Consider the following 12,934-nt stretch of genomic DNA (forward strand, 5'->3'; position numbering starts at 1 on the left):
GAGTACGGCAGCCGGTTCGCTCTGCGGGACGTGACGTTCGACGACATCGACGAATTCGGCCTGACCCGGAGTTTCGGCACCACGACTCCGGACGCGAAGGATCACTACACGTCGATCACGATCAACCGCAGAATCTTCACCGACCCGGAAGTACGGCAGGAGTGGGCGGAGCAGGTTCGGAACCACCGTTACGCGGAATCGGCCGAAGACATGATGTACCAGTTGATCCACCACGAGTTCATTCACGTAGTCGTGGATGATGGCAACTGGATGCTCCATGCCCCCGCGATGGCGTTGTTGCGGTCGGCCTATGCCCTCTACCGTGATTCGGAGCTGATCCCGGCGGATCTCGAATTCAACGAATGGCTCGCGCTGCTTCCCCACTACGCGCTGCTTCCCTATATCCACCCCGAGACAGAGACGTTCTATCCGGTCGAGGGAGTGGCGGAAGGAGCCAGGGCCGGTGCGGTGGAATCATCCCTTGCGCTGACCGATCCCGCGCGGCTATTGCATTGGCTGACAGTGACGCGTGATGGTTCGTCACCGGCTCCGACCTTGGCGCAGTGGGCGAAGAGACAGGCCGCTGTGGTCGGGGAAGGCCGCGATGTGCTGCTGCTGTTGCACGACTTCAGGGATGTCACCGGCCGTGACGACATCGAGGTGCCTGCCGAAGTCCGCCCGCAGGACATCACAGCCGACGTGCTGGAGGCCGCGACCGGCGGCCGGCTGCGGCATTTCACCGATGTCGGCGAGGTCATCGCCCGGCTTCGGGCAGGAGGACAGTCACCGGACAGCCCCGACGACGCAGTATCGGCGCTGGTAGTCGAGGACGGCCGCCCCTACTTGCTGGTGCGCCGTGCTACCGGAAGCGGGACGGGCCGGATCGAGGTCAGGAATCCGGGCGAAGGCGTACTACGAGCCAATCACTTTCTGCCGGTGGGATCACCGAACCTGCCGAGCGTGCGCGCGATGTTCTTCGATGAGAACGGCAGACCGGTATCGAACGACGGCACTCGGCCCGACACCCCTCCGCCCGCACCGGCACCCACCGGCCAACCGACAACACCGAATCCCGAACGGCGCACCGCATCCGGCCCTGATCCGTCGCCCAGCGGCTCCAGCCCGGACGCGCCACCGGCACTGGACCTCGTATCGGTGACGACTCCGCAACTGATCGAGATGCTCGACAGCGGACAGATCACCAGCGTGCAACTGACCCAGCTGTGTCTGGAACGCATCGAAACGCTTTCGGAATTGAAGGCGGTGATCGGAATCAACCCGAGGGTGCTGGAGGAGGCCCGCCGGGCCGACGAACTTCGGCGGACCGGCGCCGGGCACAGCCCACTGCTGGGGGTGCCGGTCCTGATCAAAGGCAGCATCGATATCGCGGGCATGCCGACCACCGCGGGCTCGGTGGCTCTGGCGAACTCGTACCCCGCCACGGACGCCGCGCTGGTGACGCAGTTGCGTAAGGCGGGCGCGGTGATTCTCGGCCACTCCAATCTCACCGAGTTCGGGAGTTCCCTGAGCAGCACGTTGCCTTATGGGTACAGCTCCTACGGCGGCCAGACCCTCAATCCGATCGACGTATCTCTGGTCCCGGGGGGCTCCAGCTCAGGATCTGCCGTCGGTGTCGCGGCCGGGCTCGCGCCGCTCGCCATCGGCTCCCAAGCATCCGGCTCGATTACGACTCCGTCCAACTGGAACTCGATCGTCGGGCTCAAACCCACTGTCGGCGCTGTACCCCGCGTGGGTACCGTGCCCCTGTCCACCACCCGGGACTCCCCAGGAGCGCACAGTCCGGACGTCACCGGCGCCGCGGTATTGCTGACGGCGCTCGTCGGCGTCGATCCTCGAGACCCTGCCACCGCGCACAATCCCCTGGCGGGCCACGATTTCACGGCGAATCTGGATCCGGAAGCACTCCGCGGTGCCCGCATCGGCGTCCTGACGCTGGGGATTGAACCAGAGGGTACTCCGAAGCGGCGGTTGTGGGATGCGGCGCTGAGCACGCTGAAGGCTCGAGGCGCCACCCTGGTCACCATCGACCTGGACACCTCACACAGCTTTCAAGACAACAACCCGCCCGTGTCGAGCGTGTTCTCCTACGAAATGAAGCGAGACCTGAACACCTATCTTTCACAGCTGCCCCCTGGCGCCCCTATGAAAGATTTGGCCGACATCATCGCCTACAACAACGCCCACGCCGAAACCGCCTTGAAGTACGGCCAAGACCTCCTCATCGCCGCACAGGCGATGGACCTCGGCGTCGACAGCGCCGACACGGCGAAATACCAGGCAGACCTCCAATTGGACCTCGCCGAAAGCAAAACACGGATCGACGCGGCAATGGCCGAGCACGAACTCACCGCATTGGTATCCGTCTACGAGTACGGAACAATAATGGGCGATAAGGCCGGTTACCCGTGCATCATCGTCCCAGCGGGACGCACGCCGGCCACCCCCGACCATCCAGCCGGAGAGCATGTCAATGTGACCTTCCGAGCCGCGGCATGGAGCGAACCCACGCTGATCGGCTATGCCTACGCATTCGAGCAGGCCCATGCGGTGAGCCGACCTCGCCCGCTTTACGCAGATCAGCTGTCCCGAGCCGCGGCGTCGAAGGGCGCTGTGGACCCCCACAAGTCACGCGGACAGGCCCTGCGACCAGCTGATGCCGGTGCCCCTTCCACTGCACAGCAGGTGACGGCGCGCGGACCCGCTGAAGACGCGGCCCCGAAGCCGAGGCCCGCGCTTGTCCGGCCTACCGCGCTGTCCGGCGGCGTCCCGGTATTCGAAAACCCCTTCGACGAGAGCGGACCGCCTTGGGACCGCGGTGGCCGGATACCCAGACACCAACGAACGAACAGACTCGCCGAATTCAACATCGACGGCGGAGGTTTCGCGCGTCCCCGCAAGGGGGACGACGACCCCGGGACCACCCCTGCGGGCGAACACGCGGTACCCGACCTCGAACGCGCCTCGGCCCCGGCCGGCAATGAGACGAACTCGGAGGCTCAGCCCTCCGTGCAACAGCCACCTGCCGATCCGGCGGCCGACGAACCGGTTTCGCTAAGGGAACTGCTTGTAGTCAACAAGCCGCCCGCGCGGCAAACCCTCAGTGGTCCTGCTGCCACGGAGTCGAGCGCCACCCGCGCATCTCCCACCGTCGGCAATGCCGGGCAACCCGATGGACGCGACTTCATCAGCGGCGGTATCCGCACATCGCCTGCGGGTCTGATCGTGCCCGCCGACCCCACCGACAGCCTGATCGTGCCCGCCGCGTATGTGATTCCCGCCGATCCGTCGCTCGAAGAACTCATGGAACGGCTGCGCCCGTGGAAGGAGATCTTCCACTACTTCTGGGAATTTCCCTTGCCTCGGGAAGGAGAGCTGTCCGGCCGCGAGTGGATCGAGAGCGCGGAGCGTAAAGCCTGGATGAGGCGGCGGGCGTTGCGGCGCACACCACTTTATGCGGGCGTCGACGCCGCCGTTCGGTTGACGCTCGGGGCCGAGCGACTGCTCGGAGCCCCGAATGCGACTCCGGGACCGGCCACCATCGAGCAACGTCGGGTCATTCCGGGCCGTGGTCCGATCGACGCCGGGAAGAACCGAACCATGCGATACGACACGCAGGTACGGGAGGCGTCGCCCGCCAATGCGGAGGAGAGAACGCCGTTCGGGCGGTTCTGGGCTGCGGTCTCCGGGGATGAGCTACCGCAGACCAAGCTGATTCGCCAAGGAAAGATGGCCTACAACGGCGGACGACTGCTCCGCGCGGAGGGCCACAACCTCATGGTGGCGGGGCGTTACGCGGAAGGCTACGAACTGCTGGTGTCGGGGCGTGACCCGGTGCTCACGCCGGAGGAGTACGCGCTGTGGTTGATGTTCGACCACGACGCGCTGTGGACCCTGCACTTCCCCGGCTGCCGTGAACTGGAGCCGCAGTCACCGGAATTCCTGCTCACCCGCTATCTGACGATCGCCATCTTCGACAAGATCGCCTCCAAACCGCTGGAAGCGCAGTACCTGGATGATGTCGTCCGTCCGTACCTGCGCCGCCAAGGCGTAGCGGCGGGCAGGGTGCTGCTGCACGAGCTGGCCCATTACCTACCGGAATCCTGCCGCACCACAACGGAGCGGCTCGGCACCTGGGCACTTCGAGGACTGGGCCGCAGGGTCGGCGCCGAGGTGAAGGAGCACCTGGACAACTGCGCGGCCTGCCGGAACACCGCTGCGTCGCTTCCGGCGGCGCAGGGCAGGTCGGTGGAGCGCAAATTGCTCGTCCCGCCTGGGCCGGCCGGCGACGGTTCGACCCGCCACCCCGCCGCCCCAACGCGAACCACACAGACGACCGGCACACCAGCGCCCATGACGCCGCAGGGCCACATCGCAGCCACCCCTGCGCAGCAGAACCCTGACCAGCATGCAGTGGACACGGCTCGAGTCGACCGGGGCGACCATGAGTCCGGCCCGCACGCCGCCACCCGTCCCGCGCCCCGGGCCAGCCCGCACGGCCAGAGCGTCGCCCAAAAGGCAGCTGAGATCCGTCCGGGCATCTCTTATCCACAGCTGGTGCTCGATCCGACTACGGCACTCGACCTTCCGCCGCGGCGTGCCCGCGGTCTGGATGGGCTCGGTTTCGGTCCGACCTCAGCGGTAGCCGATCCCTTTCGCGGATTGCCCGACGGCGTGGTTGCCCATGCCGCGCATCCGGCTGACCCGGACGGTGGAGCGTTCGGTGGTCGACGAAGCGAGCGAATCGCCAGGGCCGCGCTGTCGAACTTCCGTATCGATGCCACATTCGGCGACCTCCAGACGTGGGCCGCAATCCTTACCGACGACAACCTCGACCAGCTGCTGACCGGCTTCACCCGCACGGTCACCGAACTCATCTCGGCCATCCATCGCGGCGAGCCGCCATCGCTGACCGACCAGGTGATCAATCCCGCCCGCCTGCTGGGCGCGATCGTGGCGGAAGCGACTCGCCGCTTCGGCGACAGCGTTCCCACCACCACCCCTGCCACCTATCGGGAGTTGTTCGCTACCGCGCCGTGGCTGCGGGCGAGCCGACGCACCACCGCCGATCTGCACGCCGCCATGACCGCCGTGCTCGACGCCGCCTTCGCGGTGATCCGCACGTCGGCTGCGCACCGCTGGTCGGTGGACGCCATGCACCATACGGTCCCAGCGCACATCGCGGAGATAGCACGCGAGATCGAGGAGGCCGACCAGCACAGCGTCTGGCGCGAGGAAGATTCGTTCCGGCCGGGGGACGCCCTCGACACGGAACATGCGCGGATCATGTCCTTTCTGGGGCCCCGATTGCGCAGCCCGACGATGGCTCGAATGGTCACGGAATGGGCCTATGTCATGAACACGCTGCTACAGCTGCGATCGAGTAAGAGCTTCTCGACGAGGTACGCCACGATCTTCGAGTCGCTGCCCATCCACGCCGTCGCGCTCGATCGGGCGCGCACCGGCTCGGACCGGCTGTTCGCCGCGACGGTCGCCGTCGCTGTGCCCGACCTGCTCGACGCGGCGTTCTACCTGCTACCCACCAGCAATTCCGCCTTGGGGCTGGACTACCTGAGGCAGGCCGACAGCCTGCTGGCCGAGGCCACCACCCGCTTCGCGGACAGCTCCGCCCGCTACGCGCTGCAGGACGCTTCCGACAACGTACACAGACTGTACGACGACATCATCGTCGCGGACTCCCGCCGATCGCCAGAAGTCCGCGCGCGGCGCATACACGATGTGCTCTCGGACTATTTCCACGAAGCATTCGAGTCCTCCATCGTCCAATCTCTCCGCTGGGGAATGCGGGCACTGCAGGGGCTGGGTAGTCAGAGTCCGGGTATCGACTACGCCCTTGCGCGGCACCGTCTGGATATCGATGCGCCTTGGGACTGGCGTATCACCGACGACGAGCGTGCCCTCACCGCGACCGCGGAGGACTTGCTACAGATCGCAGGCGGACCGGAGGGCGGTATCCCGTCATTGTTGCGCCCCATCGATTCCCCCGATCTTTTCGGGAGCACCTTCGACAGCGTCGGAAGGAACATGCGATGGTGGATACGGCTCGGAAGATGGATCAGCGGGGGCGTGCCGATCGGCAGCCTGCTGGCGGGCGCCACGGACTTCTGGGTGTCGCAAATGCAGTTGGCGGTGCTGAGGCGGTATCCCCACATCATCGGGGCTGCCGGCGGCATCCCTTATCGGGCGCGGGATCTGGCGAATCGGCTGTCGCTCGCCCGTGACCTCGAGTCCCCCCGCCTCGCGCCCGAGCGCCGCCGCGAGCTCGACGCACTGCGCACACAGCTGGCAGAGATCGGGCGCAGTGCCTACCGACTCGCCGTTCCCGGCTCCGCCGCGCCACCGGTGCTGCTGGTCTCCTATGACCCCGTCACACAAGGCGGAACGGGCCGGGCTGTCATCTCGATCGGCGAGGCCGATGCCGCATCGTTCATCGCGTTCAACGTCGCCGGAGCCGACACACCGCTTACCGATATGGCGCAATGGTCGGCGCACGCCTGCCTGCAGTACGAGAAAGCGAAGCAGCATGCGCCCGCCGACACCCGCGTAGCCATCATGTTCACTGCCGGATCACCGCGTGGTGCGAGGGCGCCTTCGCGCAGCGCTGAGCCGGGCACGATGGCACCGGACACCGTCGTCGACGCCCGCGCCGTAGCCGGGGACATCGTGGCGCGGGAACTCCTCACCTACGACGCGACCCGCGAACTGGCCTTGGACGACAGCGACGGAAGCTGGTCGCGGAGGTCTCAGCTGTTCACTGCGATCGGGCACGGCGACGGTATCGGTGTGCTGCGCTCGGCCGCCGATACTCTGCTGCTGAGCCGAGCTGTGGACCAGATCGTTCTCGTTCCCGGCTCGGCATGCGACCGGCTCCCCACCGCAAGTCAGCTCAGGATCGGGACCGAAGATGTGTACACGCTCAATCCCCACCGCGATCAGAACGACGATCCGAACACCATCGGGCTGATCACGGTCGGGCACGGCGCCGATATCGAATCCGCGCCCGACGCCTCCGGCCGATCAGCCGCTCCGCTGATGGAGACCCCCACCAGCGTCCGCGATCTGTCTCAGCTGCTTCCAGCACACGAATACCGGCCCCTCGGGGGCAGCCTGGGATGGACCATGACGCACGACGAGGGCCTGGCGGTGTACCGAGCCGCACAACCACTGCTCGGTGACGCGCTCTCGGGCACCTACAACACCACGGTCGTCCTCGAGGACCTCGGCCTGGTCCTGCGCATCGGGAAACGCGGTACCGGCAGCTTCGATCCACGTTTCGGACCCGAGCACCTGACTCTGCCCGTCATCTCCCAATACGTCCGGAACGCACCGCAACTGCTGAAAATCCTCAACGGCCGCATGCCGGACGGACGCCTCGTCGACGAATCGGCGCCGATTCTCCTCGAAAGGCTCGCGCGGGGAAACGATCTCGCCGAAACATTCCGCCGAGCCGACCGGCGAACGATCCGGTCACATCAGGGCCTGATACTGCGCACCTTCGCGAACATCCACGAGCAGCTGCGCGCGATACCGGACAACCATCCACTGTTGGATCGACTGACACCACCAGGCGTCGCGAGGGGTGACACCGCCGGGTGGTACCTGAACCACATCGACTGGTACACCGAGAATTTCTATCGACCGCACTACGACCGCTTCGGGCACCTCTTCGACGAGTTCGGTCTGCTCCGGGGAGATCCTTTCGAACCGCTGAGAGATGAGGCTCGATCGATGCGGGAATCCCGCCACCACATCTTGCACGGCGACCCGAACGGGGGGAACTTCCTGATCAGCGACGAGCTGCACGTAACGCTGATCGACTGGGAACTCGTCGTCACCGGTCCGAGCGCCTACGACTGGGCCAGGTTGGGCCATCTCGTTCCGGAGATCGAGGTGCCCTACGAACTCGGCGGCCCCGACATGGGCGCATTCGCCCGAGTCGAGAAGTTCAAGCGGGTCATGAACGACACCGTCAAGCTGGCGCCGCTGGCCGCGGCGGACCAACTCACCCCGCAACTGATCGCATTCATCGAGACCGAATTCAGTGAGGCCGTGATTCAGATGCGTCAGCTATCCGGTCACACCGATCTCCTGCCGCCGCGCGCCGAGCTGGAAATTCTTCGCTCCTGGCGACCGTGAAAGCAAGCTATCTTCGACATTCGCGTTGCCACCGCGGAGGAACGCCGCTCGGTGCGGCGAGATCAGTGGCTCGATATCGACATGGAGGACGACGTGGCAGACGACCCCGTTGGGCTGACCGCCGAGCACCCGCTCGCTCGTGCGCTGGCGGCGCACGCGCCGACCGGGTGGCAGCGGGTGGACGCGGTGTTCGCGGTCACGGTGGGGAGTGAGATCGCGCAGCTGGTCTACACGGTCGGCGAGCAAATGCTGCCGGTCGACCCGCCGGAGCCGGTGCTCACCCTTGTGCGGGAGCACCGCGCGCTCGTGGCCGGCGCCGGCGCGGAACCGTGGTGGCGGCTGCTGATCGCGATGACGAGCGCGGGCGATATCGAGGTCGCCTACGACTACGGCGACGAGCCCTTCCCGGACGGTCAGCTGTTCGTCCCGGAGGCATATCGCGCCGACCTCGAGGCGTATCCCCGCCAGAAAGTGCCCGTGTGGCTTGCCGCCTACATCGGCCATGCCGACCGGCAGCGACGCACCCCACAGCAGGCCGCCGCCCAAGCGCGTGCCGACCGGGCCGAAGGCGTGTGGGCGGTACTCGCGGAGAACGAGTTCCCTCCGTTCCCGCAGATGTGGGCCCGCTGGACGACCATCGCGGCGGCCTTCGTGGCGGCGAAGTCGGAGTGGGGCCCGCGGATGTTGCCCTGGGTCGGCATCTTCGAAGGCACCGCACGCGGTGGGTCGACCCTGCACGCGCTCCCGGCCGGGCGAGCCGTCCTGTCCGGCGGAGTCTGGAACGCGCCGACCCTGGACGCGGTGTACAACGCGGGCGCGCCGATGCCGGAGCTGTACGGCGGCGCGCCGGACTGGGTCGCCGACCCCGTCTTGAATCCACGGGCGGCTTCCGGCCTGCTGTCGTTCTGCTACTGGTGGGAAGCGGGGCGCTGGTACCGCGGGCAGTCACCGTCCGCACAGGAATGCGCGCCGGCGGTGCCGGGCGTATGGACGCGGGATACGACGATCAAGATCGTGGCGGGGCTGCGCGCGGAGAACACGGACACGGACGCGGTGGACGCACTGTTGTCCGCCGCCGAGGCGGGCAGGGTGACGCGGGCGGAGCTGTCCGCCGTCTTCGGCGACGACGACCGTTACGACATAGACGGCGCGCTCTACCAGTTCTCGGTGGCCGGGCTGCTGTCGACGCGGCCCGAGCCGATGCCCGCCGAGCAGGCGATCAGCCGGGTGCGGGACTACATCACCGGGCGGCAGCTGGACACCACCGGCTACCCCTTGTCGGAACTGACGGCCGACCGCTTCCGCTTCGGCTGGAAAGTGCACGTGCCCGCACCGGAGAACGCGCGGGCGCCCCGAGCGATCTTCTACCTCACCGACGACGGCGAGTTCGCGCACTCGTCCTCGTCGGTCGATCAGCGGCGAGTGATCGCGGCGTTCGAACAACGCTTCCTCGACCGCCACGGGCCGGTGGGTTGACGGACTGCCACCCGCGGTGGGAAGGCGATGACCGGCGGGCGGCGACGTCGGTCACACCCCGCCGGAGGCAAAGAAAAACCGCGCATCAATATCCGATGCGCGGTTTCTCGTCTGTGGGCGAAGGGGGACTTGAACCCCCACGTCCCGAAGGACACTGGCACCTGAAGCCAGCGCGTCTGCCATTCCGCCACTCGCCCGAGCGACTGGGAGACAGTATCACGGTCGCGCGCCGGATACGAAATCGCCATTTCAGAGGCCTGACCGGGGGGCTGAACGGGTCCGGGAACCCGGGGCCGTCGCCAAGAGTTACAGGTGTGGACGATCGTGGATATCATGCAATGAACGTGGTCGATCAGCGACACGCCATACACGCGTGTCGTTGTTACGAATCAGGAAGAGACGCGCACCGAAGGGAGGGCCGAGATGGGCATCGTTTCGCGATTCGAGCGTCGCCTGCAAGGCGCCGTCGGTGATGTGTTCGCCAGAGTCTTCGGCGGCAGTGTCGTACCCCAGGAGGTGGAGGCGGCGCTGCAACGCGAGGCCGCCGATCATGTCCAGGACCTGGGCGGCGGGCATCTGCTGGCGCCCAACAGCTATGTGATCACGATCAACACCTCCGATCACCAGCAGCTGGATGCCGACCACGACCTCACCACCCGCGCGTTCGCCAAACATCTACAGGACTACATCCGCGAGCAAGGCTGGCAGACCTACGGCGAAGTACACGTGGCGTTCGAGGCATCACCTACGCTGCACACCGGACAGTTCAGGGCGAGTGGCCGCGTCGATCCCGACGTCGGACACAGAGCCAGCGCGGCTCGCGGCCCCGAATCACCGCCACAACGACCTGCACACCCGCAACCAGGAGCTGGCCCCATGACGCAGAACTCAGGCTACGACCCGAGCCGTGAGCCCGCGGAGTCCGATCCACGCAACCGCGGGTACGCACCACCGCCTGCCGGACGCGGCGGCCCGCAGAACGGCGCGTACCGCGACGACTACGGCCGCGGCGGCGCGTACGGGGCGGATTACCAGGCTCCGGACGCGCAGCAGGGTTACGGCGACTACCAGAACGGCTACGACTACCCGCAGGGCGGCCAAGGCTACGGTCAGCAGGGCGGTTACGGCGAGTCGGGCTACGGCCAGCAGGGCGGTTACGGCGAGTCCGGCTACGGCCAGCAGGGCGGCTACGGGGAGCGCGGTTACGGCCAGCAAGGCTACGGCGACTCCGGGTACGGCCAGCAAGGCTACGCCGAGCCGGGCTACGGCCAGCCAGGCTACAGCGACCCCGGCTACGGCCAGCAGGGGTATGCCGAGCCGGGTTATGGCCAGCCAGGCTACGGTCAGCCCGGCTACGGTCAGTCGGGGTACACCGATCCCAGCTACGGCGACCCGAACTACGCCGACCAAGGCGGCTACAGCCAGGACGACCAAGGCGGCTACGGTCAGGCATACTCCCAGCAACCGGGGTACGGCGCGCCGCAGGCCTACGCGGGCGGGCAAGGCTACGGCGCCGCGCCGCAGGCCGGTTCGGGCTACTCCGCGACACTTCAGCTGGACGACGGCAGCGGCCGCACTTACCAGCTGCGGGAAGGCAGCAACATCATCGGCCGCGGCCAGGACGCGCACTTCCGCCTGCCCGACACGGGCGTCTCGCGCAGGCACATCGAGGTGCGCTGGGACGGGCAGACCGCGATGTTGTCCGATCTCGGATCCACCAACGGCACCCTGGTGAACGGCTCCCCCGTGCAGGATTGGCAGCTCGCCGACGGCGACGTCATCCGTGCCGGGCACTCCGAGATCCTGATCCGCATCGTCTGATCCCGTAAGCTCGCGGTGCAGGTCACGACATGGCTCTCGAGGGATTCGTCGGTCGTATCGTGATCGAAGTCGACCGACGGCCCTATGATGCTGCCAACACACGCGCGGCGCCGACACCGGGGCCGGCAAGACCAGCAGGCTGGTGGGGGTGGTCGAACCGCACCTACGGCACCGACGTACACGGTCGAACAGGAGGTGGAGCGCCGTGCAGGGACTGATCCTGCAACTGACCCGTGCGGGGTTCCTTCTGCTGTTGTGGTTGTTCGTGTGGGCTGTGTTGCGCACCTTGCGCAGCGACATCTACGCGGCATCCGGCATTCGGATTCAGCCCAGGGCCGCACGCGGTTCCGCGGTGCTGCCTTCCTTCAGCCGGGGCCAGAAGGGCGCCAAATTTCTTGTGGTGACTCAGGGTTCACTCGCCGGCACCCGCATCTCGCTCGGCACCCAACCGGTGCTGATCGGGCGTGCGGACGATTCCACGCTGGTACTCACCGATGATTACGCCTCGACCAGGCATGCGCGACTGTCTCCGCGTGGTGACGACTGGTACGTCGAGGATCTCGGCTCGACGAACGGCACCTACCTCGATCGCGCGAAAGTCACCACCGCCGTCCGTGTTCCACTCGGCACGCCCGTCCGTGTCGGCAAGACAGTGATCGAGCTGCGATCGTGACACTTGTTCTCCGCTACGCAGCGCGCAGCGACCGCGGTCTCGTCCGAGGCAACAACGAAGACTCCGTGTACGCGGGCGCCCGGCTGCTCGCACTCGCCGACGGCATGGGCGGCCATGCCGCGGGAGAAGTCGCGTCCCAGTTGATGATCGCCGCGCTCGCCCATCTCGACGACGACGAACCCGGCGACGATCTGCTCGGCAAGCTCGACGCGGCCACCCGAGAAGGCAACGCGGCCATCGCGGATCAGGTCGAGGAGGAGCCCGAGCTCGACGGCATGGGCACCACACTCACCGCGATCCTGTTCGCAGGCAAGAAACTCGGCCTGGTGCACATCGGCGACTCCCGCGCCTACCTGTTGCGCGGCGGCGAGCTCACCCAGATCACCCGCGACGACACGTTCGTCCAGTCGCTGGTCGACGAGGGCAGGATCACACCGGAGCAGGCGCACACGCATCCGCAGCGTTCGCTGATCATGCGCGCGCTCACCGGCAACGAGATCGAGCCGACGCTGATCATGCGCGAAGCGCGCGCCGGTGACCGCTACCTGCTGTGCTCCGACGGCCTGTCGGACGTGGTCAGCGACGAGACGATCGCGAACACCATGCGCGAGGGCAGCACCGACGAGTGCGCCGACCGGCTCATCGAGCTGGCGTTGCGCAGCGGCGGCCCGGACAACGTGACCGTCGTCGTGGCCGACGTGATCGACCTGGACTACGGCCAGAGCCACCCGATCGTCGCCGGCGCCGCGTCCGGCGTCGACGACGACACACCGCCGCCGAACACCGCCG

General features: G+C 67.0%; 5 protein-coding genes and 1 tRNA gene (1 of these 6 only partly in view). 5 read left to right on the forward strand and 1 reads right to left on the reverse strand.

What is annotated here, in order from left to right; genetic code table 11:
* Both NB3_RS10870 and NB3_RS10875 read left to right on the forward strand, forming a co-directional pair.
* On the forward strand, nucleotides 1-8,175 hold the end of the coding sequence (locus NB3_RS10870; protein ID WP_218020564.1) for a sigma-70 family RNA polymerase sigma factor. Its footprint begins 19,353 nt before the window's first position; only the last 8,175 of its 27,528 coding nucleotides appear in the window; its start codon lies off the left edge, out of view; it ends in the stop codon at nucleotides 8,173-8,175.
* A gap of 93 nt (nucleotides 8,176-8,268) precedes the next feature.
* Complete coding sequence (locus NB3_RS10875; RefSeq protein WP_244891856.1) at nucleotides 8,269-9,651, forward strand: hypothetical protein; 1,383 nt, start codon at nucleotides 8,269-8,271, stop codon at nucleotides 9,649-9,651.
* Nucleotides 9,652-9,765: 114 nt separating this feature from the next.
* Here the strand turns inward: NB3_RS10875 and NB3_RS10880 are convergent.
* A tRNA-Leu gene (locus tag NB3_RS10880) sits at nucleotides 9,766-9,848 on the reverse strand.
* A 226-nt stretch (nucleotides 9,849-10,074) separates the two neighbouring features.
* Here NB3_RS10880 and NB3_RS10885 point away from each other — a divergent pair.
* The 3 genes from NB3_RS10885 to NB3_RS10895 all read left to right on the forward strand — a co-directional run.
* Entirely contained in the window at nucleotides 10,075-11,472 is a 1,398-nt protein-coding gene (locus NB3_RS10885) for an FHA domain-containing protein (RefSeq protein ID WP_067800379.1), read from the forward strand.
* 205 nt (nucleotides 11,473-11,677) lie between these two features.
* Nucleotides 11,678-12,145 carry an FHA domain-containing protein FhaB/FipA gene (locus NB3_RS10890; RefSeq protein WP_014980860.1) on the forward strand — a complete coding sequence of 156 codons (468 nt, stop codon included), beginning with the start codon at nucleotides 11,678-11,680 and terminating at the stop codon, nucleotides 12,143-12,145.
* The coding region (locus NB3_RS10895) for a PP2C family protein-serine/threonine phosphatase (RefSeq protein WP_169810668.1) at nucleotides 12,142-12,934 on the forward strand (793 nt) is incomplete at its 3' end. The genes NB3_RS10890 and NB3_RS10895, both read left to right, overlap by 4 nt.

Origin of the sequence: Nocardia beijingensis NBRC 16342, from assembly GCF_001612785.1 — a bacterium.
GTDB classification, from domain to species: domain Bacteria; phylum Actinomycetota; class Actinomycetes; order Mycobacteriales; family Mycobacteriaceae; genus Nocardia; species Nocardia beijingensis.

Excerpts from the sequence above, each read along its gene's own strand:
- NB3_RS10885 (WP_067800379.1), top strand. The coding sequence starts at position 10,075 with ATGGGCATCGTTTCGCGATTCGAGCGTCGCCTGCAAGGCGCCGTCGGT.